The sequence below is a fragment of the Moritella viscosa genome (assembly GCF_900120065.1).
GTDB lineage: Bacteria > Pseudomonadota > Gammaproteobacteria > Enterobacterales > Moritellaceae > Moritella > Moritella viscosa.
The window spans coordinates 124,604-150,647 of record NZ_FPLG01000053.1; the positions used below are offsets into that span (position 1 = coordinate 124,604).

The following is a 26,044-nucleotide window of genomic DNA, read 5'->3' on the forward strand; positions in this document are numbered from 1 at the left end:
TGTACCAATGAAAACACTTGTAATAAAACCAATCGCCTTTCCTAGCAATGGCATTCACCCATTTTTTGCCCCGCTAAGTGCAACCCCTTGGTCAATTTTACTCGAGTCTGGATCTGCTGATCACATTGATAGTCGCTTCCATATTATAGTGGCGGATCCAATTGCTACCCTCGTCACAGAAGAGACTCAAACAACCGTTAATCAAGCCAGTGGTAGAACCGTCACCACCGAGGATTCATTTTCAGTATTACAAACCCTTAACCAGCAACTTATTGGCGATATAGCGCCACATACACTGGATGTTGATTTACCTTTCATTGCCGGTGCGCTGGGTTATTTTGGCTATGATTTAGGGCGAAATATTGAAAAGATTAGTAGCCTTGCCAATGACGATCTGAACTTCCCTGACATGGCTGTGGGTTTATATGATTGGGCGATTGTCGTTGATATTAAGCAACAACAAGCATGGCAAATACAATTTAGTGACCATGCTGAACAGGGTTGGCAAGATCGCTATGATTGGTTAATACAGCATGGTGTTAACAAGCAAGTACAAAACAAATTAACCGATAACCGAAAAACGCTATTTGAATTGAAAAATAACTGGCTCTCGAATATGTCAGAGCAGGAATACCACCAGAAATTTGATCAGATACAGCAATATTTACGCTCTGGTGATTGTTATCAAATCAATCTTGCTCAGCGTTTTAATAATCAATATCAAGGTGATGAATGGCAAGCCTACTGTACCTTAAGCCAGCATAATAAAGCCCCCTTCTCTGCATTTATGCGTCTTGAAGATAAAGCAATATTGTCTATTTCGCCAGAACGTTTTATTCAAGTTAAAGAAACACGAATTGAGACAAAACCAATTAAAGGTACCCGTCCACGCAGCCAAGATGCGAGCATTGATCATGCGAACGCACTAGCATTACAGAGTGCAGAGAAAGACCGAGCTGAGAATTTAATGATTGTCGACTTACTCCGTAATGATATTGGTAAAGTTGCAGTACCAGGTTCAGTCCGCGTTCCTAAATTATTTGATGTCGAGAGTTTTCCCGCAGTCCACCACTTAGTAAGCACGATCATCGGTCAGATGCCCGCAGACAAACACCCGAGTGAATTATTACGTGCATGTTTCCCTGGTGGTTCAATTACTGGCGCGCCAAAGATCAGGGCAATGCAGATTATTGAAGAATTAGAACCCCATCGTCGTTCATTGTATTGCGGTAGCATAGGTTATTTATCGGCACATGGGCATATGGATACCAGTATTACTATCCGCACTCTCTTGTGTGATAGCGGTGAGATATATTGTTGGGCTGGCGGTGGTATTGTCGCAGACTCGGTAGGCGAAGAGGAATATCAAGAAACATTCGATAAATTAGCGAAAATATTACCTATTCTTTAGCCAATATATGATAAGTCATTGAAATAAAACTTAATGTTAACTTTTCAATGACTTGTCTAATTACCTATCTATACATATAACCGCAAGTAGCTGTATATAGTCACCAGTTGACCGCCATTTAATCGCCTTTATCCAACCTTATAAATTCCGGCTGAACTTCCCGAGGTGATCGTTACTGTCGCATTTTTTACACGCTCTCTTACTGTTGCATTGGCAATTGCTGTTGCTAACTTTTCAGCCATTGCAAACTCCCCCTCTGTAACAAAACCGACAGCCTTAAGTTCTTCGATTATAAACTGTTTAAGTTCATCCTTACTTGATGCCATATTATTTCCCTGCAAAAACGGTAGTGGAGCCGTCAACATGTGGTTTACCAGTAAACGGACAAATGCTTGCACAGGTGATCACGCCGGTACCACCATTTAATTTAATAGTGTCTGCATCTTGCGTGATATTTTTTGCTTTGATTACCTGGTCTTTTTTTATCGTGATAGTTTGCTGGCCGTTAATTGTTAATATGTCGTTCTGTTCGATGGTGTGAATACGGTCTTTCAATACGGTTAGCTGGTCATTTAGGCCAATCACGATATCGCGTAACTGCCCGATGATTTGCACCTGGTCGCCACTATTCACCAAATGCATATTGGCTAACGAGCCCAGGGTAATATCATCACCTGCCATCACTTCAAAGCTGCCCAGTGTTTCAATGAGCTTTTGACCTGCAATGTTTTCTTTACTGTGCTGCTCAACATTGAGTTCATGGCTACCGAATGCCCCTAAATAACGGTCGGCTTGCTGCAGTTCTTCAAATGCGCGACTTTCTTTCTTTTGGTCTGTGGCATCCGTTTTATTGCCGGCGGCATCGATGCGATCAAATACTTCATCGCGTTGCTGTTGCAACTGTTCGCCTGGCTCTATATCTGGTAATGACCAAGCGTCGCCCAATACAGTACGGATAAACGGTTTATCACTGCGGCCATAAGCAAAGGCAACTTCAACAAGTGTGCCTTCTGTTGGCATAGCCAATAAGCCTTGTTCATTGCCGCCAAACATAACCGGCAGTGACACTGCTTTATATAGTGGTACCTTCACATCATCACGGCCATCTTCATCTAATAACTGAATATCAACCGCAAAGCGTGGCCTAAACGGATTATGTTCATCACCCGCTTGTGCTTTGTCCGTCACGTTAATAACCCGGGCAAAACGCGGTAAGTGATGACCAGCAGCCAATTCAGGAAATAAAAACTGCAGCTTTCTTTTTTCTGCAGGTTCTTTCTCGCCAGTTTGCCAATACAAGGTCATTTTGTTTTCTTGAAATTCAACACGATTTAACCGTTTACCATTGATGTTCGCACCAGCGCGAACCGAGGGCATGACCGCTAATGTCATGCTGTTACCGCCCTTTTGCTCCTCACTTAATTCATCAGGGATGATCACCGGCTTACTTGCCCAACGACTATCGGCATAACTGCCAATAAAAAGGGTGCCATCTGTTTGTTGGTACCAGCAAAAATCAGCCACTGAAAATGCACGGCCAAGGTTATTCATTAGCTGATAACCTGTGCCTTGCGAAGTAAAGTTAGCAATACGTTTCGTGGTGTAATCGGCATCATTGGGTAATACGAACTGTAAGCCAGTATCAAAACTCAGTTGTTCGACAATTTCACTTAACGTCGGGTGCTGAATACTGACAGGCCAACGCGCGGCTAATATCCCTGCGCATTCCCTGGCAATAAGTCGGGTATAGCCATTTTCTGCGGGTTGAGCTTTAGTAACGAAACCATCAAAGTAATGCTTCATATCACCTTGATAACCAATATCAAATTGCACTAATTGTTTGGCGGTTACTTCACCTTTAACAATAAATGTCGCGCGACCACCTGCAGACAACTCAAAAATAATATGTTCGTAGCTAAGTGGATATGGGATGCCATCAATCAATATGCGTTTATCTAATTTCATGCTAACCACTCATCCACTTGACTTAAGATTTGTGCAAACCCCGTTAGTTCAGGCGCTTGATGTGCAGGCTGATTCACTGTTGCAGGGTGCGGTTTTGCTGCAACCACATTGGTATTATCAGTCGTTGTCGTTGCGCCCTGCGGCTGTTTCTCCGCCTCTCTCGCTGCTTTCACTTCCGGTACAGATAAATATTCTCGTAGCGTAAAACTCACTTTCCACGCCATTAAGTTTTCTTGTTCATCGGCTTGTACCCGACCAGTAAAACGCACCTGACGGATTTTCATTGCCTTGGCCAGCTCATTACCAATACGGTAAATTTTACGTTTACCGTCCTCAGTTTGCTGTGCAAGTGTGGTTAAGCGATTTAAGTCAGCGACATGTTTAAAGGCAATCAAGCCGGTGACTGCCATCACCTTACCTTTTGTGCCCTGCTCTGCGGTATCCGTTGTCGCGCTTTGACCACTCATATCGGATTCTTTTAATTCCATGCTTAAATTAATACGTGGTGACTTTAACGGAATAATTTCAGCATCTAAGGCTATTTGGGTCATGCGAATAACTCCGATAGAAAGGTTAATGGCGACGTACTAATAAACAAAGCTGCAAAGGTATAAGTATGATCGTGACCAGGCATTGATGATTGTGATAAACGGGTACTTATTACATTCGCTTTACCTGTGGCCGAAAACTGATAAACCGCCACATTACTATTTTTTAATTGGTTTATTGCGTCTGTCCATGTACTTAATTGCGCATTACGTTTACTCGCTAACGCCTGCAGTTTTTGCACCGGTGTTTGTTTATCACTGGCGATGCTTTCTAGTTGAGCAACTTGTCCGCCCTGGTACTGCAACACTTGACGCAGTGGGTCTATATTTATAAGCGCTTGAGGCTTAAACCTTGGTTGTGCGATGGGTAACGGCTTAATGAACTTTGATTGCGCTTGGCCGAGTGCTTGATTACTGCGTCTTGCAACTAGACCTAATTCGGGAATAGGCAAGACATTAAAGAGCTGCTGGCAATGCAGCGCAAAATCACTCATATTCTTTTCAGCAATCATAATGCCCGGCACATACAAATCACCTGCAGGTAAATAATCGTCTTGCACATCGATAAGTTTATTCGCCAATATTTGCACAGCCACCGGCGCAGAAAGATGGTCGCCATTTTCATTTTCACTGCCGACCTGGTACTGATATGGATGCACACACAATATTTGCCCTTGGACTAACAAAGCATCGAACTGCTGCCGATTGGCTAATAGTGATTCGGCATCATTGCTAAGCGGGTGACGCGAGAACGCCACCTTATTTTCAATCGCTTTGACGTTATCAAGCGCAGTATCCATCACGCCATTAACTTGATTTAATACCGACTCACTACTGGTTTGAATGGCCTGCGCTGATTCCGACCATTGGTATGAAGCTGCATTCCAAGTCATACAAGCCCCGATAAGGTTGGTCGACCGCATTCAGGGAAGTCACTTTGTAATACATACTCATTGAGCAGTTTACGGTCCATCAATAAATCATAATATTGCTTTCCCGTATATGCCGTGACCCGTAGTTCAGAGTAATCATTAGGAATTGCTTGGTCTTGTTGATATTTTACAACTTCAACTTCAACTTGCTGTAATAACGACTTACTCCATGTTTGCTCTTCTTCGATAAATACGGGTAAATATCGTTGTGCGTCATACTGCCACTGCTCATTTACCCACGAGTCATATTGCGCAGGTTCAAGTAAGGTATGCGTTTGTGGTAGCTCACCAAACTCTGCTACTTGATAATCATCACCGTTATCACGATCTTTAGCATAAGCAGTTTTGTTACGATGATCATAAAGTGCTTGCCATGTTTCGCGTTGATAAACAGCGTTCTGTCCATCAAGTAAATCAGGCAGTGGATCAACAGTACTTTGTGCTGGTAGGCCAGTGTTAGCCTCAATTAGCATTTCGTACGAGGAAATATACAAGCCAGCATGATTATAATTATGGATAAGCAATGTTTGATCTTGTTCTGAAAATTCAAAAGTCATTATGCAGCCCTTACTATATACATGAATGCGATATTGCGAGGTCTATTATCTGCTGCGGTAGGGACTACCTTCGAAGCATCAAACACAGTATCGTTAGAACTATCACCACCCGTCATGTAATTACCTGATGCACCATTAGAGCCACCACTTTCAAAAACACCTGATACGCTAGCTCTAGATACCCTATTGAACTTAAACGCACCTGTAATATTCCGTATCGCGTCACCTTGCGAACTCCCAATCGCACGACCAATATCAACTCCGCGACCATTATCCCAGCCACGAATAAACTCACTTCGCAGATCTTTAATCACCCCACTAGGATAAGCTTTCGCTAATTCTTGATACGTGGTTTTATTGAAAGATTGGCCTCTGCATTCAAGAAAACCCGCGGGGATAGTTGAGTGAGGCCACGGTAAAGGCACACCTACAGGACATATTTTAGCAGCTACCTGCAACCATATATCTTCAACTGGCAAATTATGGGGACTGTATACACGTTCATTATTCTCATATATTGCGCCACTTGAATGCAAACCAGTTGTTTTATCTAAGTCTAAACTAACTCGTTCTGTTGCTGTGCCCGTCGACTCAACTGGTGTTATAAGCATCCAGCCACTATGATTACCAAGGTCTATTAATAAGTGTGTCGTAATTGATGATACAGAATCGAAATAAACTTCAACTGCTTTTTGTCCATACGTTCGGTCTGCATCTAAATCAACGATTCGTACGTGACGTAGCGCACCATTTCCTGATGCGTACCCATTACTACCCAGTATATTTATATACGGACTATTGCCATATGAGATGCCAGCTTGAAAACGTACGTAACCATGTTGGCCACTAGCGCTCTCGGCAATAACAAATTCGGCATTACTACGCCTTTGCCCTGTTGCGATTCGAATCCATTTACCAGCAGCGACAATTGCAGACTCACTGTCAACTTTAGAAAAGTTGGCTGGGCTTCTACCGCCGAGTAAACTAGAGTCTGCTGCCGTGGCTGTTTTGGCTAGGTAACGACCATCACCGGTTGCTTGGGTCATTTTGCTTGCCGCTAAATTATAAGCGGATACCGCTTTGTCATACGCAGTTTTCAAGCCCTTCGCTGACGCAACTAAAATACTTGATATAGATGTAACGCTGTCGGTAATAGACGCTTTATCTATCTTCTTATCAAGTAAGTCATCTGCAGCTGCTTGCTGGTAATATTCTGCAAAACCTTCAATAACACGGCAATCGGTAACATTACCCGCGCCATCAATATCAGCAATTTTTGTCACGTAATGTTGATAACCGTGACCATCAACATAATCGGCAAGTGGTGTATTACTTATTTTAATAACAAATACTGTTTGCCACTGACTTGTTAACTGGCCTTGCCAACTTACATCGAGGTAAATACTCGTTGAATTGATGATGCCCGCAAGCGTTAAATCCGCCGCTAAGTGACAACGTAAACCGCCAACATAACCACGACCTGCTTTAGCAATGTAATTACTGCCCGACTTTTCTACTTTAAAGCCATCACTTAAGAACGCTGCTTGGCCGAACACATCGATATTAGCTAAACGCTCTGCTTCATCCATGCCAAACAAACGCGCGGTAAAATCAATCTGCCAAGTGGATGCATCAACATCGATGTTGGTTAATCCTTTAGCGTCGTTATAGCTCATCATAATAGAGCGAGTTACTGAGTTACCATTTTGTACACCGAGTATGGTTTTCAATTTGTACACGGTCGGTATATGACTAATGGCCGCGATAACACCTGATGCTTTGTTGCGTAAGCCAATCCAGTTAAAATTAAAATCACCGATAGTAGTATCCATGATCAATGAATACACCACCGCATTCGGATTAACGTAACCGGCTTGGTTCACATCCCCCACAAATACGACCTGCGCTTGTGCTGGCAATCCCTCATTACGGTCAATCGGTAGGGATGCATCTTGATTTGGTACATTAGCTAATACAAATTCATCCAGTGCAACCGGCGCGGCGACCGCTTCTTGTTGTGCTTTATATTGCTCAAACGCCACTGTAATAATGGTTTGTGACATGGTTACTCCTCTAATACTGCCACTTGGCACTGATGTTCCCAATCAATAGCGCTTGCGGTCATGTGCAAAAAAACGGGGTTAATAACTTGGAACTCATAACGGCGGCAGGTTCTACCATAGTGTTGTATTAACGTAGCCAACAGTTCATGGTTTTCAGATAACTGCGAATCACTTAATCGAATCGTGATAATGTCCCAATCACGCTCTGGCACACGTTCATCAATTTCAACAACACCCACACCTAGCCGCTGAAAAATACGAATGAAGCCGGCTGTTTCACCAGAATCTTTGGCATTAATAAAAGCGAACTTAACCCGTTTTCTAAACAGGGATGACGGTTCACCCTCAAACTGGGTTATGTCCCTGTCCCAGGCTAATACTGTTAACAAACGTGCCGAACAGGTCATGGGGTCCAGTTGTTCTAATGGCCAAATAGTCCAACCACGAATACGCTGCCAGAAATTCATCACGCCATTAGCCAAAAAATGTGGCTCTTTTAAGTTGGTTGCTAAGCTCTTGCCATCCATCCACCAAGGTAATGTCTTTTCAGGTAATGCCGGTGCTTGTTGTTTATGTTCCATAAGTCACCTCGACATTACTCAAACGCGGGATAGCTAACGCACTGGTAATGTCTTGATTAGCAAAACTCAATCGGGCTAAGTCAGGCAATTTAATGTGCATTTCTTTGGTTAATACGCTGAATGAAAACGTTGATTTAGGATTGACGCGCGTAACATGGCCGTAATCGCCAATGTTTCTGAATGCTGCGTTAATGTGGTTTTCAACTTCTGTTTTCAGTATGCTTTTCTGTTCATCACTCAAATTGGCGACAGGGTAAATAACAACACTCACTTGATGCTGTGTTTCAGGCATCGCGAGACAAAGCACATTGTCACCGTGACCGTGATTACCTTCATCCATCACATAATGATTTAATTGTTCAAGTAACAAAGATGGCGTGCTGCCGACTTCCATTAAAATATACGCATTGGCTGTGCCTGGTCCTCTTGGCGCCTCATGTTCAAAATAGATTAAGTCACTGCGGATACCGGCAACGCTGGCAATCATAGAACGATAAATTGAATCAATATGATATCGACCTGCAGCACTAAACTGGTTACGGATACGCAACGCTAATTCATCATCACCTTCGGTATCACTGCCAGGTGATAAAATCCAATCTATCGGGTTACTCGCGTGAGTAATACCACTCACCCCTTCCGGTAAAATCGAGTAATAACCCGCAGGTAGATTAAAGGCGGCGCCCGAACCAAGCGCTTCACATAGCACTAAACCACTTTCTTTACCCTCGGCTATCACAACATCATCAACCACGGCTAAGCGATAACGCATACCGTCAATACTGTCGGTTTCAATGATTGCGCCTTTATTTACAACCACAGGGGTTTCTGGTTTTTCCTTAAAGAACTCAACAAATCCACGGGTATGTGTGGCTTGTTTTCGTTCTAAATCCACATCCCACGCTTTAAGCTCTAAATAGATATCGGTTGCCGTCGCTGCAAATGCATTAGGTAATACATGATTAGCTAACAAGGTGTTAATGATCCACATAGCCGGCTTAATCACGACCGCTTGCACTAATCGCCAAAAGGGTGACATCCGACTATCGTTACTGACTTTACTCCCCGCTGCTTCAACTTCTTTTTGCAGTTCAATCGCTAACGCGTCTTCGGTTGTTGGGATCCCTTCAGCTGCAATCAGCGCTTCAAAATCAATGTCTGGTCTTTTACTCATACTGAGATCCCCATATTTACATCACCATATTCTGTTGTTTCTGCGAACAACCAAATTTCACCGGCACTACGCTCTTGTGTTGTTGCTGTTCCTGGTTCTATGCGTTTGTCTTGTTCAATCAGCATTTCAATTTGCGTTAGAATATCCGCGCGTAATGGTCGACTGCGCTCAGCCTGTAATTGACGCACTAGGCCACTTTCTAAAATGGCGTGTTTGACGTCTTGGGCAATGCTATTCCTGTCACTGGTATATTGCGGTTGCTGACCAGCATCGAAATCAATGCCGCCATCACTGACGAGTAAATCAATATAATCTTGTTCCATTAGGGCGTATCCATCTCGTTCCATTCGTGCAACTGCGCACGGGTAAATGGTTGTTCTTGTTTAATGTGAATATCACCGGTATGGGTCGACTTACCGCCATTGCCCTGCATCGCTTTTGCCATTTGAGGCATGTAACCATAGGTTGGTACTTGTGCGGTCTGCGTACCTTGTAAATAGCTGCTAATCGGTCGGTTAATTCTTTCGCTGTTCGCCTTTTGGTTACCAATATTCATTGATTCAACATCTGGTATTAATGGTTCTTTCACCAGCGGTTCAATTTCAATACCCGGGATCATATTGATTTTTTCTATCAACCAATTGATGCCGTCACCCAATAATTCAAATACCGATAAATCACCTAAATAATCAGTGAAGTCAGTCCAGCCTTGCGCCATCAAACCAAACACCATCATGGCTTGCTGGCCGACGAGGATGAATGGCTGAGCTAAAAATAGAATTACGCTAAATAAGTGAGATACGACAGTCGACACACCGGATGCAATGAGCTGCCAAGCACTCATCACGGAATCAGCAATACCTGTAAATAACGCAGGAATAGTGCCCAGAACGCTAAGCGCGGCAGCTGGCCCATCAATCAGTAAGCTAAAAAATGCTTTAATGCTGGTGAACACCACTTGAAACGGCAGCAACAATGCATCCACACCTGCCCCAATGAGTGCCCATGCACCGGATGCAATAGCCACATAACCATCGAACAAGCCTGAAAAGAAATTAGACAGGGTATTAAAACCAGACATGATGCCTTGCATGAATCCAGTATTTAACAAAGCTAACGTGAATATGTCCCAGGCTAATACCAGATCATTAATCACCGACATAACACTGCCACCAACGGCTTTGAACATCTGGCCAATTTGGTTAAATATCCAGATTTTGTTTAATGCTGCCGTTAACTCATCCCAATAAACAATGATGCCGATAACAGCAATACCAAGGGCAAGAATACCCGCTACAATCAATAAAACAGGGTTAGCAGCCATGATCATGTTTAAGCCTATAAATGCACCTTTCATCCACGTTAAACCCGTGCTTGCAACGGCCATGACACTACTCATGATCACAACGGCGGAACCCCAACCTGCAGTCACCAAGGTTGATAAACCCACGATTAAGTTCCACGCGGCTATGGCGCCCGCACCACCGACAATGGCTAATGCTGCATAACCAAGATACTCAGTGATATTGGGAAATAATTGTGTCCACTCCAGTATTGAACCAATGCCGTCAGCCATGCCACCAACAAGACCATTTATCGCCGGTAGCACTAAACCAAATACACCGGCGCGGATGGCATACCAACTTGCATCTAATCGCTCCCATTGGTCAGTCATTGCGCCCGCCATACTTTCAGCTTTACCCATGCCTTTTACATCGCCAAGGGTTTCAATACTGCTGGCAAGGCCATCGGTATCAGCCATGAGTAATTTAATCATGCTCACCGCTTCAGCGCTGCCAAAAGCGTTTTTAAGCGCATCGCTTTCAGCTACATCCAAGGTATCGCCAAACTCATTCTTCAGCTTTCCTAAAATGTCATGCATAGGCAACATCGCGCCCTGGCTATCGGTGAACTTCATGTTTAACTTATCTTGCGCTTTACCCACACCGTCTAAGAAGGATTTATATTTAGTACCAGCCTCAGCGCCCGACATGGTGGATTGCAAGGTACCGAGGATCGCCATCTGCTCATTCATACTGATACCTGCAGATGTAGCATTGGCGCCAACACTGGTAAACGCATCACTCATGCCTTTACCCGTGGTTTTAAACATTTCCACTGATTGTGCGGTCATGCCCGCAACTTGCTTAGACCAAATGCCGGTACCCATGTCATCGGCCTGATTTTTAAACACGCCGTACATGGTGCCCATATAATCCGTGATGGTGGCGGTATCTGCTTTCGTTGCAGCAGCAAGGACCGCAGAACTCTTGGTAATATCAGCAAGCTCATCACCGTTAATATTGCCAAAGGCTGACTTGATATCATAAGCCGCTTCAACCACTTCAGTCGCAGATTTACCGTATTCAGCAGAAAAGCCCAATGCTGTTTGCTGTAACTTCTGCAAGTCAGCATCAACAACGCCAAGTGATTTAACTTCACCCAGTACACGGTCCATTTCAATCGCTGGCATCAATGCACTTTGCACCGCAAAACCTGCAGCTACCAAACCTGCGGTACCGCCCGCCATTTTGTCCCAACCAATACGCCCTGCATCAGCGGTTTGAGTAATAGAGCTCTGAATACCTTGTAATGGCGCAGAGGCTTGATCAATCAAGCCAATCGTCATCATTAAACTATCCATATGAGAACTCATCTAATCATTACTCCCCGTTAAATGCTTTTGCGATACCATTAGCAACGGCAATGGCGTGTTTTTCAGTTTGGGATTTATCCAGCCAAAGCGCCCTGGCATAACTTTCGGTGTTATCGGGCGCATGAGGCAAATAAAATGCCTTTAAGGTAAAGATTTGCTCTAACTCATTGCGCTCGATAGCCTGGGCATGGCGTATTAGTTTTTTACTTCAATTCCCAAACCGTCTTCAAAATGTTCATTCACTTTATGCAGCAAACGCATCACTGCACCAGGTAATTGCAATACTTCATCCAACGCTGACTTATCGTCTTTGTTGACGACACGGCGAAGGTAATTGGTTGCTGGGGCCACTTTGTCGTGCGGCATCATTTCATTAATGTATTTGTTATACGCTGTGAGTGATGGTTCAAAACGTAGTTCTTTACCCGCGATTACTAATACGATTGCTTTCTTTGTCATGCTGCATTATTTCCTTGAAGTAAGTTGTAAATTCGATCGAACCCGGAGTCCATGTTACGTTCAACACGGTCACCTAATTCTTTAACGTCATCTTTTGTCGCATAGGTTTCTGCAACGTGTGTTTTGTGCTCTGCTAAATCAGCTGAAACCTTGGATAGCCAAGTGATAACGGCGCCACTAACAACTACAACTAACATCACGATTGCCACTATCGCGGCTACCCAACTCGCCATTTAACCCTCTCTTTATTTCTTCAAGCCTAACTGCTTAGTTTTATCAACACTGCTGCGACTACTGCCGAGCCAAAACGCGACGGCGGTACCAAACGCACCTAACACCGCACCCGCTGTCATAATTATCACCTGGTCATAAGCTTTGGGTGGTTCAAAGGCAAACAAAGCGATAAACATACCCGACACCATCAGCGCAAGAATGAGTGTCATCACACTCGGCATCCAATGGTCTTTATGTTCAGCGCGCGCGTTTTGGGTGTCTGCCAGTTCAACTTTGCGTTCATCTAATGCAATGGCCGATGCTTGTAAGGCTAATTTTTTAAGTGATACCCGTTCTTCACTTTCTAACTTACGAATAGCAACCAGTGCTTCAGGATTTTGTTTAATGGCTTGCTCAATCGCAGCCGGTGTATTTTCGACCCCTAATGCATTGGCAAGTAACCCACCAACTGCAGCACCAGCGGGGCCACCGATTAAGGTGCCAACCAATGGCGCTGCACTACCAATCAAGGATTTAATATTGTCCCACATGGTTAATCCTTACTTATTGAAAGGCTGATAATCTCACCAGCGAATTCAGCCATCAGGGCAGAGAACGCAGCCGTTGAATTTAATACAGCCCATTCACCATGAACAAAACCAAAGTCCACACCTGGTGCTAAGCAACCTTGTAAATCTTGCGGTGAATTGGCTTTGTGGATCAAAATATGCGTGCGCAAGCTTGGCCCATTGCGTGTAACACCCAGTGCCGGCGCTTCAAGTGCATAACAAGCACCGAACTTAGGCGACTGATGCGGCATAGCATTGTAAGTACCCTCTACAATGCAAGATTCAGACGGTTTGTTATTCAGCATTGGTCGCTCAACGAAACAACATACTTTGCTGCCATCTTCACGGTGTAGCGTTGAATAGGTACCTTGTTCAAAGTAACGACGTCTTAATGAAAAATGTTTCATAGCTTTCCTTTATCGATGAGGTCTTGGCAAACAATACAAAATTGACAGCCTTTAACGGCCTCTTGTCGTGCTTTGGGAATATCAGCACCACATTCATTACATTCTTTAGCGCTCAGTAATTGAGTCTGCTTAGGTTGCTTTGCAAAGTGATTCGTCAATGCCATTTCGGTTTGTTTTGCTTCAAGTGCACACGCACTATCTAATGCATCCATCGCTTACCCCACTAAATCGCGGGTATCTTCTTTACTCAAGTAAGGAATACCGTCGATATGGATAAAATCAGGACTAGTGACTAAACCTTTAACTTTATGTTTGGTTTTATCTGATGACGATGGATCCACATCTAAGATGCTTTCCAGTAATAGTTTTACACCGAAAACTTCAATGGTGAGCTCTTCACCACCGGCATTGCCATAGAACATGCAGTCATGTGGTTCAATACCACGCCAGCTGCCTGCGCTTTTTGCCGCTTGGGCCAATAACTTAAAGTTTTGAGTATCAAGTTCATACTCAACATCAGCACTGACCGCACCGTCGGTATGACCATCGGGCACACCACGGGTTGTTGATACAGCTGAATCATCAGAAATAGATACTGAGGCTTTTTCCACATGAATAACGGTACCGAAAATATCAACATCGAAATTCATGCCAGCTAAACGTTTACTCATGCTGCGTCTCCTGGGTTACTAAGGTCTAACATCAGATTGGCAACAATCTCTTTCGGGCAATCGTAAGGTTTGGCTTTGATGTAAATTTTCACCTTGTTACGGTTAACCCAATTGATAGTGATGGCATCCGCCGATGGTGGTTGAATATCACCAGGGAACATCTGTTTACCAATGGTTGTGCTTTTTGACATTTCACGCAGTGGGCGTGCATAACGACTTTGCGCGGATTTAGTGCTAAATGGCGTGCTGTTAAATGAACGGTCACCCAAATCGGCAATACATAATAGACGTACACGGCGAGCAACTTTGTCGATAACACGGCGATTTTCTACTACCTGGTAATCACCGCCTTCGACATCTAACATACGGCCATCGGCCCAGTAGATGCCGTCATAATCAGGATACCAGCAAGGCACAGAGAGGCGGTTTTTCTCTAACGCCTTTAATGTTGCGGTGCTGAGCGTTACCCCGTCTTTATCAACCGGCAGTGTCACATCACCAATTAATGCACCTGTTTTAACGCGGCACGGTGAATCGGCAATAGATACGCTGCGATTACATAAACGGCCCATTAATTTACCCAGGGCATCTGGGAAGACTTGCGGGATAAGCATCACACCATCGGCGGCAATAGTGTCTTGGATAGCCACAGTGGTCGCTTCATAATCAGACCACGACTGAAGTTCGCCAATTTCAGGCGTACATAACGCAATAAACTGCCAACGACCATATTTCGATATCAATGTATGATAAAGCGCTTGCGCTGCTGTAATGCTTTTTTTATCTGATGTTGGGTCACACAAAACAACGGCTTCAAAACTTTGAGTTTCTTGGGCTTTAAGTGCTGCTTCATCCCATTTTTCACCGCTAGCCATGACATAAACTGCGGCACTCCAATTCTGACCTGCGTTAAGCATTGCGGCTTTCACGTTACTTTTCAGTGCTGAATCATCCGCACCGAGCCGCTGGTCAAAATCGGTATCGGTATTTACTGACAATAATTTGCCAGTATTGGTACTGCCCAGGCCGATAAACAAGAAATGGCGTTCCACTTCTGTTACTGGCCCCTGCATTTGATTAAGTGTATTTACTTGAACTACTGGCCACATTAGCGTTGTTCCTTCTCTAGTTCTGCTGCTAAAAAATTGGTAATGTCTTTTGACTTCGCACCTAAAAGCTGGCGTTCTGGTAACTTAACTTCCCAACTCGATTGCGATTTTTTATTTTTCATCATGCGAATTATCAAACCAGCATGTCCCATCGTCATGTTTTCATTGATCCATTTAAGCGTTGGTTTTTTTCGCTTACCTTTACGCTTTGCTGCAATGGTATAACCGATTTCTCTTAACCTTTTGGCTTGTAGCCTCGTTGAAGGTTCATCGTAATCAGTCCTGCCGTTGCTATAAACCTTTCTTGCTTTGGCTGCATTCCACTTTTCAGTTGCGCCATGTTGATGCTTACTGGCGATGGTTCCCGCAAGACCAGGGAAATATAACGTGGCTTCATTTGAGTTAGCTTTGGTCTTTAACTTCTTACTCATCTTGCGCATCATTTTTTTACTGCCTGACGCTCTACCCTGCCAACTGCGACCATTAGGGTCTTTGTTTTCTCGAATATTCTTTTTATTTTGTTTAGCTAAGTGCCGGCTTAACTTGCCGAGTATTCGAGTTCGTTTTTTAGGGTGTAACGTCATGAGTTTTAATTGTTGCTGAACGCTTAACATTTCGCGTTCTAGCATCGACACCCTAATCACGAATCGCTTCCAATAGGTGACGGCGGGTTATTCCCCGAAAGAATGTCGCCATGTTCAGCAATCCATATTTCATAAGGGGCTACTTTCCACTTTTTCCCATCCCACTCAATAGGCCCATTTGGATCTTCAACCACCATGAAGGGTTCACTAAATTCCACTTCAATGACCATTTCAACGCAATCTTCACTCTCAGGTTCAATGTCTGCTGTTGGGTCTGGTAAGTTAAACTTACTGCGGTGTTCATCAACATCCATTAACCAGGCCATCACTGACGCAAGTACAATTTCAGGTGCACATTTCTTAAAGGGAAAACGTTCAAAACTCAGCACCGCTTTATAAGACAAGTGACCAATATCACGGCCATTGCCATGATCTTTCGGTGCCAAAATCAGCTCTACATCTTCCATCCAAGAATCGAAATGTTTATGTATTGCTTTAGGTACCACGCTATTAATTCGGTTTGTTAAACCCTTTAGGTAATAACCTGCTGAATATTGGCTTTGTTCGCTCATAGCAATGCAATTCCAGTTCTGCCTTTGCCTTTGATGGCTCGGATATGCTGCTGGCTTTCAGCAAGCAATTGATCACGCGTTTCGACCTGGCTATTTGCTGCGTTCTCACCCGCATCACGCATTTGTGTTGTAGAAAACTCAGGTAACAACTCTGATTTAGTACGTGCAAATACAGCCTTTTCGTACAAAATAACTAATAGGTTTTTGTCACTAATCTTAGGCTGACCTGCAACATCAGCAGCCTTAACCGTACCCTCGAATTGATAAGATGCTTTAACGTCAGCTAGCTCGATATTAATTTGCGCGATAGCGGCAGCAACGGAATAGGCGATAGATTCTTTATCCATGTCCATTGGCACACCACGGCGTTTTTCAAAATCACCGGCATTCAAGTCAGGCCAAAACCCATCATTTTCAACCACTGTATCTTGATGGCCATCATCAGCTTTACCGTTAAACATCTGCATTCCTTATTCAATTAGGGCGCCTCTAGCCACTGGGTCGATGGATTAAGCGGAGTAATAAATTACTTGCTCATCCTCGCCAGCCGAGGCGCGGCGGCATAGGAGCTGTTAACTAAACAACCTACAGATTCGTTCCTTCAACAAGGGCGCGAATACGCTGGTCAATTTTGTCTAGCTGCGTAGTTACTTGCGCCTTAGCGTGTTGATTTTCGGCTTCTTGTAACAACGCTTTGGCTTTTTTTAATGTTTCTACATCGGCAACAGAAGACGCTTTTGGCTTTCCGTTTTCATCACGTAATAAAAACAATCCGGCAAATTTGAAAAACTTAGCGGTTAACGCTTCGTTAATACGCCACTCTTCACGTACTTTGGTGAATACTTGGCTAAAGAACGGCTCAATGGAATGGCCTTGCGCAGACATGCGTTCCGACCACTTCAATACTTCATCAGCACAAAAGGTGGCAAAGTCACGTTTGAAACGTTCCGGCGTATCAATGCCAAATTCGATGGCTTTATCACACCATGCGATAGCCGTTTCCAGATCATCAATATCAAATAACCAAATGACCATTTGAGCAAACAACGGGTTATCAAACTGCTCTTCACCTGCAAGGTATTCTTCAATCGCAGGGCGATATTTTGGTACCAACACTTCGCGCTTATGTTCGATTTTATCTTCACGACGATTGAAGCCTTTCAGCACCTTGATATCGTTTTCCATTTCAGCAAGCAGCAAGTGCAAGCTTCGAGGCTCAGCACCAGACGCCTTAACCTGATGCTTCGCTGGTTCCTGCTTTTTCAGTAATGCATTGCGCTGCTTTCGTAGTGAACTGACCATGTGATACTCCTACTACTCTGGTGCTACAGGTTCTACAATCTCAACCGTTTCGATTGCAGCGAATTTGTCATAATCACCCACCGCATAACCTTCCATGCGTAAGTACGAGGTTTCATACTGCTTACGGTCTTCTTCATTGCGAGACTTACGCCATTGCGTACCCTTTTGGGTCAACGTTTGAAGATTTTTCAACGTCGTAATCCAAATCTGAGTTGCAGGGAAAAATGGTGGTGTATAGGCCGTTAAACCTGCCACTGTTTTCGCCAATGTTTGCGCCGCTTTATGTTCGGTTGGTGTGCTTGCAGCTTCAAGTAAACGATGTTGTTCTGCAGCAACTAAGTCACGACCAATTAAAATTACTAGGTCAGGACTGCCCTGATGTACTTCATTAATGGCGTTATTTAATAAATCATTCGCTAATGAATCGAGGTTTTTGTAAGAATCTGCAGTCACACCTGTTGGATCTAATTTTGCAGTCGCGAGTACCTGAGCTGGTGCTTTTTCTTTCGCTTGCTGCATCCAACCTTTATTTACGTCTTGGCCCAGTGGGTATGTTTCAGGGTCTGTTGTTTCAGCAATGCTGATACCATTAAAACCAATACGCAGCATGTCGAGTGCAAAATTACGCGTGATCGCATTGTTCATTAATTTAATGAATTCGCCAGCTGTACCAGAGTTAGCCCATTGAGTTAACGTAGCCCAGGCAACCGCAGCACCCGAATCTGTTTCAGTTAATTCATAGGTATTTTCAGCATTACCAAGGGTTGCACTGAATCGACCAGTCTTACTACGACCCGTTAGTAAACCGCCGGTACCAACATCGATAACGCGACCTTTAATTTGGTCCACAGGGATCACTGAAATCATTTTTAAAAATGAATCAGCATGGGTGATGGCCTGACGCAATTTGGTTTCCATTGGCGGAGCAATAGCAAACTGTTTGGTTGCGTCAGGAATGCCAGCTGCTAACGCAACTGCGATTGAATATTTTTCTAAATAGCTACTCGCTAATGCACTAAACATTAAATAGCCTCCACTTGGTTGTCGACATCCGCACCTTCACCAGCGTTGCGCTGACCAGGTACTTCATTTTTTAACTCGCTGAATTGGGTGTCTAATTCACCTTGTTTGGTGAGCACATTATCAACTTTGCCCATTAACGCGCTAAATTGCTCAGCTGTGACACCAGCGTTACCCGTTGGCTTTGGCTTATCTTTATCATCAGCAACATTGGGTTCATCGTCAGTGTTGGCAGCTGGATTTTTCAGTTGTTTAGCAAATTCCGTTTGGTTGCCTTCTAGTGCAGACTGCTTTTCTTCAATGGTATCTAGTTTGCCCATCAACGTAGCGTACTGTTCTTTATCCATGCTTTCTTCTTCCTGTGATTGGGGTTCGGCTTCAAGTGCTGGCAGTTTCCCACCAGTTTCAAAGAAGTGTGCAATTGTAGAAAATGCCTTAGCCAATGGATTGAGCGTGGCGCATTCAGAAAAATCAATTTCTTCTAGTTCGCTGTACTCATGGCTGCACTCTTCACCACTACCCTTTGAAAATTTTAAACGTGTTGTACCTGTTGACGCGGGGGAGTCAGTCACCGCCAGTCCCATCAGGTAGCAACGACCTTCGCCTTTATAGTCAGGGTTTGGCTCAATAGATGTAAAAAGCTTTTGCCCTTCTGCATTCGCTTTCAATAAATGGGCATTGGGCGTAATTTTGGCTAACAAGCGTAGTTTTCCTGCACGCTTTTCTGCTTTAATATCTTCGACAGTACCCCAGTTTTTACCCTCGTACTTGTCCCAGCGCGAGCGACTGTGTTCTGGCCAAATCAACGCAGTATATTCATCGAGTGAATATAATTGAGCCATATCTTTGATCCAGTTAGTAGTGACAGCACGACCATCAACCGTCGCGCCTTCTGTTGCTACTATTTTCCAATCACTCGTTTTACTCATAAGCCCACTTTAAGTTTTAAAATTTATAACGGTGTCGTCAGTGAACCCAACAATACGCTTTTACATAATGCTATTCAGCTAGTTACGTTCCGCTGAATTCCATTTTTGGCATTTCTGGAAGCCAGCGGAATTTCACTTAAATATTTGCCAATTTTCCAGCGGTATGATGTAAAAACGTAAACACAGAAAGGGCAAACATGGCGTATTCACCAGAAATAAGACAAGCTGCACGGGCATTGTATTTGAAGGCTTGGACCCCAAAAGAAGTCGGAAAAGAACTAGGCCTAGCAAATGAACGTATTGTTTATTACTGGGCTGACCGATACGGTTGGCGAGATATGCTACGAGAGCACACTGTTGACGAGGCTATTTCAACACGCATTCAAGCTATTATTGAAATCCCCGAGCCGAGTAAATCACAACTCGACTTGTTAGATCGCTTAGTCAAACATCATACGAATCTGAAAAAGCTGCGTACTCAAGAGCAATTTCGAGAGAAGCAGCCTGACGGGGATAATAAAAAAGAAAAGCGTAATAGCGGTAAGTCTCGACAAAACAACTCAACGGATAGTCAGAAGAAGAAAAAAGCCGGTAAGAATAATATTGAGCATTTAACGCCGGAAGATTTTGAAGATTGGCATTCGTCGTTATTTAAATACCAACTCACGATGCGGGATAACCTGACACAACGTATTCGTAATATTCTTAAATCACGCCAAATTGGTGCGACTTATTACTTTAGTGGTGAAGCGTTAGAAGATGCGATATTGACCGGCGATAACCAAATCTTTCTGTCGGCATCACGCGCTCAAGCGGAAGTATTTCGCAGTTACATCATTGCTATTGCCGAAAATTTCCTTGGTGTGCAGCTCACTGGTAACCCTATTATTTTATCTAACGGTGCTGAACTTAGATTTTTATCGACCAACTCAAAAACAGCACAAAGTTATCATGGCCATGTTTATGTTGATGAGTATTTTTGGATCCCAAAATTTGAAGAATTAAATAAACTTGCTTCAGCAATGGCGACACATACTAATTGGCGTAAAACTTACTTTTCAACGCCGTCATCAAAGACTCATCAGGCCTATCCGTTTTGGACGGGAGACAGCTGGAAGCGCGGTAAAGAAAGTCGTGAACGCATTGAATTTCCAACTAACAAGCAAATGCAGAAAGGCATTGTTTGCCCCGACAAGCAATGGCGCTACATAGTCACCATTGAAGATGCTGTTGCTGGCGGGTGCGGGCTGTTTGATATTGAAGAATTACGCGATGAATACAGCTACGCCGATTTTCAAAATCTATTTATGTGTGTCTTTGTTGATGCTGCCAGCTCTGTTTTCCAATTCTGCCACCTGGAACGTTGCATGGTTGATATCTCGCATTGGCAAGATTTAAAAGCAAAAGATAAACGACCCTTTGGACATCGTGAAGTATGGCTTGGTTATGATCCATCTCGAACGCGAGACAATGCCTGTCTTGTTGCAGTTGCTCCGCCGATTGTGGCCCCTGAAAAATTCCGTGTACTTGAAAAGGTCTATTGGAAAGGGCTTAACTTCCAGTATCAATTTTCCCAAATTATTAAATTTTTTGAACGCTATAACGTCACGTACCTGGGCGTTGATACAACAGGGATTGGCGCGGGCGTATGGGATTTAATTCATAAAAAATACCCACGTGAAGCACACGCCATTCATTACAGCAATGAAAGCAAAAACCGACTTGTAATGAAAATGATTGATGTCATCGAAAGTAACCGGCTGCAGTTTGATGCAGAGCATAAAGATATAGCGATGGCATTCATGGCAATAAAACGTACATCAACAAATTCGGGCAATGCCATGACATTTAAAGCAGAACGCAGTGAACTAACAGGCCATGCCGATGCGTTTTGGGCTGTTGCTCATGCCGTTATCAATGAACCGCTTGATCACAACACTAAAATTAAATCAACTTGGGCAACCGCAGCATGACAGATAAACAAATAATTAACGATGAAGCAGATAATGAATCAAACAATGAAAGTGTAATGTTCAGCTTTGGTGAGCCAGAGGTCATGAATAGAGACTTCAACAACTATGAATACAGTGAGTTATTTTATAATGACGAAGGTGATTACTGGGAACCACCACTTGATAGATTGGGGCTAAACAAACTCACCCGCGCCAATGCATATCACGGATCTATCCTGATAGCACGGCGCAATATGATAGCAGGACGATTTATCAAAGGCGGTATGCGAACCCAACAAATGCAATCCCTTGTAAATGATTTCTTGGAGTTTGGCGACGTTGCAATTGTAAAAATCCGAAATCACTTTAACCAGGTAGTGGATCTGCATCCATTGCCATCAGCATACATCCGTAAAAACAAAAAAGGTAATTTTGTCTTATTGGAACGAGATGATAAAAAACGTAAATATAAAAAAGAAGATATCATTTTCATCAAGCAATATGATGCGATTCAACAAGTTTACGGTGGACCCGATTACCTTGGCTGTGTTCAATCTGCATTACTGAGCACTGATGCAACATCATTTAGACGTCGCTATTATAAAAACGGCTTGCACATGGGGTTTATCTTTTACGCCACAGACCCAAATCTAAGCAAAGAAGATGAAGACGATCTCAAAGAAAAAATGTCTTCTAGTCGCGGAGTTGGTAACTTTCGGTCTATGTTTGTCAATATTCCCAATGGTAAAGAAAAAGGTATTCAGCTAATTCCAGTTGGTGATATTGCCACTAAAGACGAATTCGACAAGATAAAAAGCGTGTCAGCACAAGAGGTATTAACAGGCCATCGCTATCCTGTTGAACTGGCGGCTATCATCCCGAACGGCGGCACGCGTGGTGACCCGATCAAGTTTAATTTTGTTTATAACAAAAACGAAGTTATTCCGGCTTGTAAAATAATCATGGATGCAGTCAATAACGACCCAGAATTACCTACACACCTTAAACTTGAGTTTGATTTAACAAATACCATGAAGGAATAGATTATTTATTACTGACGGAAAGCAGAAAATAACCCATTTTCCGTGAGCCTTATTTGCGGATAAATAGCAATTTAGTTGCCATTATGTGGTCCTGTTTTTTGAAATTTACTTTTTGGCCTGAAATCACCTCTCGGGCCTTATCCCAATTGGCTTTGTTTAATTATTTTTTCAGTGGTATTTGAAATGAATAATTACTTAAAAACCCACGTAAAATCATTGAAAAACTTAATATTCAATTACTTAACATATGATAGAACAGGATTAAAATGTAATAAAATCACAAAAAACTGTAATTTCTTTCAATTGTTGAAATTTTGAAAGGACGCCTGAGAGCGATTTTAAGCACTTAAAATTTATCTAACACCCCGCGTAGCATAAGGGCTCGCTGATTGCTTCACGGAATCGCCTACCCCATTAACTGAAGAATTTAAAACTGAAAAAAAAGCAGATGTAAAACGCTGCAGGTGGGGAGGAGGAGTGATTTTCCCGTGCCGTTTACTTTGTTTTCCTGAGCATTTTAAATCATCCGTGTAATTCGCTTACAGAATTTACGCGCACACGCGGCACTCTACTCAACTGTATAAAAACACAGCCCTTTAATATATAATAAAGGGGTCAGTCAGTGAGCCAATGGATGTGTTATGCGAGTACTCTGCCCAGAGTGTGGTGATAAAAGCCGGATTCAAAAAACGAATAGAATTTCTAATAGTTATACCGTTTTATACTGCAGCTGCAGCGACCCTTTATGTGGCCACTCTTTTGTGATGAATCTTAGTTTCAGTCATACGCTGAGCCCATCAGCTAAAAGCACTTCTCAAATGGCCATGGAGCTAATGAGAACGTTAGCGCCCGAACAACGCCAAGAATTACAGCTGCAGATGTCTTATCTGTAGGCAACAAAAAGCCCTCAACATTGAGGGCTTTGTTTTAACTCTTCTTAATTTTATCATCCAACCGCATAACCATACCTAAATGCGCAATACACAATCCAAGCGCTCATGCCAACGAATAACACTAGGGATACGTCACTTAGGTTACTATGAATGATATTATATTCTTGCATGTAATAGACCTTGTGAGCGCAGACAGCAATAATTGACATTACTAAGCTCGGCCAATATGCGTAGAGATTCCACTCAAGCCACATAATTACCCACGGTGCTTTAACTTCCATATTTAATTCTTATTACAAACAAGTAAATCATCACAGCCAAGTAAATCATCACAGCATAATGCATAGTATTCACTTGATAATTCAGCCAAGATCACCGATTTTTGCCCAACAGAGTATTCACTTAAATCTTTCTGGAAAACGCCCGCATCAGCATTTTCAACACCAGTTTTGATTTCATCCACTACAGCACTAATCGTGGACATATCAAATATGGCCATGCATACCACATCCATTCTTTTTTGCAGTTCTCTTACAATATCGTCTGCAGTTTCTGGTTCACCTGGATTACCAAAACCTGCAAAGAAATCACCAAATTCTGAATCTACTAAGTTTTTAATTTTCTGTAACATGTTTAACTCCATTATTAGTTAAGCCGCAATGCGACGTATTTGAGGTAAATTAGATTCAACAAGGGCTTGCGCTACTGGTGGGCACACAGCATTACCGCATCTTGCCACTTGTTTAGCTTTCGATAATTTCTTACCTGCACTGTCATGACTAAAAAGATAACTATCCGGGAATCCTTGAGCTGCGAACAATTCATGCGGTTCAAGCATTCTCATACCGATATCAATAATTTGGTAATCTTGACCCTTGATAGTAACTAAACCGAAACGATCTTTTGTTGTAATTGTGTGAAGTGGTTTATCACATCGATGTGCTGTTCCAGTTCCATAATATTCAATCAAAAAAGCTCTAACTTCACCTATATGTAAACCGCCTGCTGATATGGTGTGAACTGGCTCATTAGTTCTATGACCTATATTTGTACCTCTGAGCTTTACCATGTGGCTAGTTATTAATGCGTTATGGTCAACAGAAGTAACAGTATGCAAAGGTTTTTCAATATCTGAACCAACTACACCAGTATAATGTTTAGCAATGTGAGCGGAGGAAATAATAGGATTGGAGCAATCACCTGGCACTATGAATGGTTGCTCTGAATTAATAACAAATTTTTCTAATCCCTTAGCAATTCGAGCCATGGTCGCTTCAACTAATGGCTTCTTTCTGCCAAATATTGAGCGGGTTGGAATGCTCCAATCAATAATATCAGCAGCCGTTTTATACGGTAGCAGACCCTCGCCGTGAGTTGGTTCTGGCCATGTTATCTGTTCATTATCATTACGAGCGATCAGGAATAATCGTTTCCGAATGGTCGGCGTACCGAAATCACAGGCTTTTAATATCTTCCACTCAACTTGATAACCTAAGCCTCGCTCAATAGTGGCCAAATCAAAGTTATCACCCAGTGCAGCTTTTACATCTTCAATAGCAGGGTGGTTTTTCGATAATCCAGTTGTTAACGCATCAACAAAAGCTTTAAATGTTTCACCTTTTCTTTGCTTGCAAGGCTTCCCATCGTCACCGATTGGCCCCCAAGTTAAAAACTCTTCCACATTTTCAAGCATGATCATTCTTACTGGTACTAAAGCAGCCCAGCGAACAGCAACCCAAGCTAAACCGACCGGACTACCATTACATGCATCTACCGGGTCAACATCCCACACCGATTCACAATAATGTTTTGTCTCCGGATGATTCATTTTGTGCATATCGATAGCATCTTGGTCATGGTTAATTGCAATATCAACATATCGGTTTAAACCTAACTCCATACCAGTAGAAGCACCGCCACCACCCGCAAAGTTATCAACAACAATTTCACCTGGTCTAAGCATTTTAAATTCCTTATTTAATGTCATTATTTAATTCGTCCGGATATATTCAATTGATTAACCCCAATCCCACGATTCCCAGTCTTCCCAACCAGGTATGTAATCGGATGTATCTTTAATTTCAGTTTCAGGACTGTTCCAACCGTCCCAAATATTAGGTTCTTCAGGTGTTACATCGATCACTTCGGGTGGGTGATACTGGCTATCGACATAATATCCCTGCTTCAATTTCACAATATGGTCTTTACCAACTCTGATTTGGGCACCTTCCCTCATAACATTGGTAAGGTGATCATCTAAATGAATACCGCGCCTTTTCAAAAGGGCCTTAATTCCAGTATTTAACCTGTCGCTTTTAGAGGGCGTACAGTTAGTGACAGAACTCCGAGAAGCCCCTTCGGGACTCATTAAACCCTCAGCACCTGCGGTGCTACTGGTGCTCGCTTCACTGTCGAGCAATGCTTGAGACTTGCG

The 26,044-nt window shown here is 43.1% G+C and carries 31 protein-coding genes; 4 read left to right on the top strand and 27 right to left on the bottom strand.

Annotated elements, in window-relative coordinates; all coding sequences use genetic code 11:
• Window positions 1–7: 7 nt before the first annotated feature.
• Entirely contained in the window at window positions 8–1,411 is a 1,404-nt protein-coding gene (gene pabB / locus BT797_RS08900; RefSeq protein ID WP_075471691.1) for an aminodeoxychorismate synthase component I, read from the top strand.
• Between the two features lie 128 nt (window positions 1,412–1,539).
• On the opposite strand, the gene BT797_RS08905 is transcribed toward pabB, so the two are convergent.
• The 24 genes from BT797_RS08905 to BT797_RS09015 form a co-directional block, all read right to left on the bottom strand.
• Window positions 1,540–1,737 (bottom strand): hypothetical protein, encoded by a 198-nt coding sequence (locus tag BT797_RS08905; RefSeq protein WP_075471693.1) that lies wholly within the window; start codon window positions 1,735–1,737, stop codon window positions 1,540–1,542.
• Between the two features lies 1 nt (window position 1,738).
• The gene (locus BT797_RS08910; RefSeq protein WP_075471695.1) at window positions 1,739–3,376 is read right to left on the bottom strand and encodes a hypothetical protein; all 1,638 of its coding nucleotides are present in this window, start codon (window positions 3,374–3,376) and stop codon (window positions 1,739–1,741) included.
• Complete coding sequence (locus BT797_RS08915; protein ID WP_075471696.1) at window positions 3,373–3,927, bottom strand: baseplate complex protein; 555 nt, start codon at window positions 3,925–3,927, stop codon at window positions 3,373–3,375. The genes BT797_RS08910 and BT797_RS08915 overlap by 4 nt, the downstream gene beginning before the upstream one ends.
• Window positions 3,924–4,817, bottom strand: a complete 894-nt coding sequence (locus BT797_RS08920) for a hypothetical protein (protein ID WP_075471697.1) — start codon at window positions 4,815–4,817, stop codon at window positions 3,924–3,926. The genes BT797_RS08915 and BT797_RS08920 overlap by 4 nt, the downstream gene beginning before the upstream one ends.
• On the bottom strand, window positions 4,814–5,413 hold the full coding sequence (locus BT797_RS08925) for a hypothetical protein (protein ID WP_075471699.1): 600 nt from the start codon (window positions 5,411–5,413) through the stop codon (window positions 4,814–4,816). Before BT797_RS08925 ends, BT797_RS08920 begins: the two co-directional genes overlap by 4 nt.
• On the bottom strand, window positions 5,413–7,476 hold the full coding sequence (locus BT797_RS08930) for a phage tail-collar fiber domain-containing protein (RefSeq protein ID WP_075471700.1): 2,064 nt from the start codon (window positions 7,474–7,476) through the stop codon (window positions 5,413–5,415). Before BT797_RS08930 ends, BT797_RS08925 begins: the two co-directional genes overlap by 1 nt.
• 2 nt (window positions 7,477–7,478) lie before the next feature.
• On the bottom strand, window positions 7,479–8,057 hold the full coding sequence (locus BT797_RS08935; protein ID WP_075471701.1) for a phage tail protein: 579 nt from the start codon (window positions 8,055–8,057) through the stop codon (window positions 7,479–7,481).
• Window positions 8,047–9,231, bottom strand: a complete 1,185-nt coding sequence (locus tag BT797_RS08940; protein ID WP_075471703.1) for a baseplate J/gp47 family protein — start codon at window positions 9,229–9,231, stop codon at window positions 8,047–8,049. The genes BT797_RS08935 and BT797_RS08940 overlap by 11 nt, the downstream gene beginning before the upstream one ends.
• Complete coding sequence (locus BT797_RS08945; RefSeq protein WP_075471705.1) at window positions 9,228–9,554, bottom strand: DUF2590 family protein; 327 nt, start codon at window positions 9,552–9,554, stop codon at window positions 9,228–9,230. Before BT797_RS08945 ends, BT797_RS08940 begins: the two co-directional genes overlap by 4 nt.
• The gene (locus BT797_RS23455; protein WP_244893722.1) at window positions 9,554–11,887 is read right to left on the bottom strand and encodes a phage tail tape measure protein; all 2,334 of its coding nucleotides are present in this window, start codon (window positions 11,885–11,887) and stop codon (window positions 9,554–9,556) included. Before BT797_RS23455 ends, BT797_RS08945 begins: the two co-directional genes overlap by 1 nt.
• 7 nt (window positions 11,888–11,894) lie before the next feature.
• Window positions 11,895–12,083 (bottom strand): DUF6890 family protein, encoded by a 189-nt coding sequence (locus BT797_RS24560; protein ID WP_422615839.1) that lies wholly within the window; start codon window positions 12,081–12,083, stop codon window positions 11,895–11,897.
• Entirely contained in the window at window positions 12,083–12,346 is a 264-nt protein-coding gene (locus tag BT797_RS08955) for a putative phage tail assembly chaperone (protein WP_075471707.1), read from the bottom strand. Before BT797_RS08955 ends, BT797_RS24560 begins: the two co-directional genes overlap by 1 nt.
• Window positions 12,343–12,579: a hypothetical protein gene (locus tag BT797_RS08960; protein ID WP_075471709.1), complete on the bottom strand. Its 237-nt coding sequence runs from the start codon at window positions 12,577–12,579 to the stop codon at window positions 12,343–12,345. Before BT797_RS08960 ends, BT797_RS08955 begins: the two co-directional genes overlap by 4 nt.
• 12 nt (window positions 12,580–12,591) lie before the next feature.
• On the bottom strand, window positions 12,592–13,110 hold the full coding sequence (locus BT797_RS08965) for a hypothetical protein (RefSeq protein ID WP_075471711.1): 519 nt from the start codon (window positions 13,108–13,110) through the stop codon (window positions 12,592–12,594).
• 2 nt (window positions 13,111–13,112) lie between these two features.
• Window positions 13,113–13,535 carry a DUF5675 family protein gene (locus tag BT797_RS08970; protein WP_075471713.1) on the bottom strand — a complete coding sequence of 141 codons (423 nt, stop codon included), beginning with the start codon at window positions 13,533–13,535 and terminating at the stop codon, window positions 13,113–13,115.
• Window positions 13,532–13,747 carry a TraR/DksA C4-type zinc finger protein gene (locus BT797_RS08975; RefSeq protein WP_075471715.1) on the bottom strand — a complete coding sequence of 72 codons (216 nt, stop codon included), beginning with the start codon at window positions 13,745–13,747 and terminating at the stop codon, window positions 13,532–13,534. Before BT797_RS08975 ends, BT797_RS08970 begins: the two co-directional genes overlap by 4 nt.
• A gap of 3 nt (window positions 13,748–13,750) precedes the next feature.
• Window positions 13,751–14,206, bottom strand: a complete 456-nt coding sequence (locus BT797_RS08980) for a phage protein (RefSeq protein ID WP_075471717.1) — start codon at window positions 14,204–14,206, stop codon at window positions 13,751–13,753.
• Window positions 14,203–15,315 (bottom strand): DUF2586 domain-containing protein, encoded by a 1,113-nt coding sequence (locus BT797_RS08985; protein ID WP_075471718.1) that lies wholly within the window; start codon window positions 15,313–15,315, stop codon window positions 14,203–14,205. Before BT797_RS08985 ends, BT797_RS08980 begins: the two co-directional genes overlap by 4 nt.
• Window positions 15,315–15,944, bottom strand: coding sequence for a phage virion morphogenesis protein (locus BT797_RS08990; protein WP_075471720.1), 630 nt, complete (start codon window positions 15,942–15,944; stop codon window positions 15,315–15,317). The genes BT797_RS08985 and BT797_RS08990 overlap by 1 nt, the downstream gene beginning before the upstream one ends.
• 11 nt (window positions 15,945–15,955) lie before the next feature.
• Window positions 15,956–16,471, bottom strand: a complete 516-nt coding sequence (locus BT797_RS08995; protein WP_075471722.1) for a phage tail protein — start codon at window positions 16,469–16,471, stop codon at window positions 15,956–15,958.
• Window positions 16,468–16,932, bottom strand: a complete 465-nt coding sequence (locus BT797_RS09000; RefSeq protein ID WP_075471724.1) for a head completion/stabilization protein — start codon at window positions 16,930–16,932, stop codon at window positions 16,468–16,470. The genes BT797_RS08995 and BT797_RS09000 overlap by 4 nt, the downstream gene beginning before the upstream one ends.
• Before the next feature lie 124 nt (window positions 16,933–17,056).
• Window positions 17,057–17,773, bottom strand: a complete 717-nt coding sequence (gene gpM, locus BT797_RS09005) for a phage terminase small subunit (protein WP_075471726.1) — start codon at window positions 17,771–17,773, stop codon at window positions 17,057–17,059.
• A 12-nt stretch (window positions 17,774–17,785) separates the two neighbouring features.
• On the bottom strand, window positions 17,786–18,796 hold the full coding sequence (locus BT797_RS09010) for a phage major capsid protein, P2 family (protein WP_075471728.1): 1,011 nt from the start codon (window positions 18,794–18,796) through the stop codon (window positions 17,786–17,788).
• Window positions 18,796–19,722 carry a GPO family capsid scaffolding protein gene (locus BT797_RS09015; protein ID WP_075471730.1) on the bottom strand — a complete coding sequence of 309 codons (927 nt, stop codon included), beginning with the start codon at window positions 19,720–19,722 and terminating at the stop codon, window positions 18,796–18,798. The genes BT797_RS09010 and BT797_RS09015 overlap by 1 nt, the downstream gene beginning before the upstream one ends.
• Before the next feature lie 197 nt (window positions 19,723–19,919).
• Here BT797_RS09015 and BT797_RS09020 point away from each other — a divergent pair, with 197 nt between their 5' ends.
• The 3 genes from BT797_RS09020 to BT797_RS09030 all read left to right on the top strand — a co-directional run bounded on the left by BT797_RS09020 (window position 19,920) and on the right by BT797_RS09030 (window position 23,610).
• The gene (locus BT797_RS09020; RefSeq protein ID WP_075471732.1) at window positions 19,920–21,695 is read left to right on the top strand and encodes a terminase large subunit domain-containing protein; all 1,776 of its coding nucleotides are present in this window, start codon (window positions 19,920–19,922) and stop codon (window positions 21,693–21,695) included.
• Complete coding sequence (locus BT797_RS09025; RefSeq protein ID WP_075471734.1) at window positions 21,692–22,717, top strand: phage portal protein; 1,026 nt, start codon at window positions 21,692–21,694, stop codon at window positions 22,715–22,717. Before BT797_RS09020 ends, BT797_RS09025 begins: the two co-directional genes overlap by 4 nt.
• 641 nt (window positions 22,718–23,358) lie before the next feature.
• A complete protein-coding gene (locus BT797_RS09030) occupies window positions 23,359–23,610 on the top strand; it encodes an Ogr/Delta-like zinc finger protein (protein WP_075471736.1) in 252 nt (83 codons plus the stop codon).
• A 283-nt stretch (window positions 23,611–23,893) separates the two neighbouring features.
• Here the strand turns inward: BT797_RS09030 and BT797_RS09040 are convergent, their stop codons facing one another.
• From BT797_RS09040 to BT797_RS23840, 3 genes are all read right to left on the bottom strand, one after another.
• Window positions 23,894–24,241 (bottom strand): hypothetical protein, encoded by a 348-nt coding sequence (locus BT797_RS09040; protein WP_075471740.1) that lies wholly within the window; start codon window positions 24,239–24,241, stop codon window positions 23,894–23,896.
• A gap of 18 nt (window positions 24,242–24,259) precedes the next feature.
• Window positions 24,260–25,573, bottom strand: coding sequence for a DNA cytosine methyltransferase (locus tag BT797_RS09045; RefSeq protein WP_075471742.1), 1,314 nt, complete (start codon window positions 25,571–25,573; stop codon window positions 24,260–24,262).
• Between the two features lie 54 nt (window positions 25,574–25,627).
• On the bottom strand, window positions 25,628–26,044 hold a 417-nt coding region (locus BT797_RS23840; RefSeq protein WP_175545653.1), incomplete at its 5' end, for a hypothetical protein.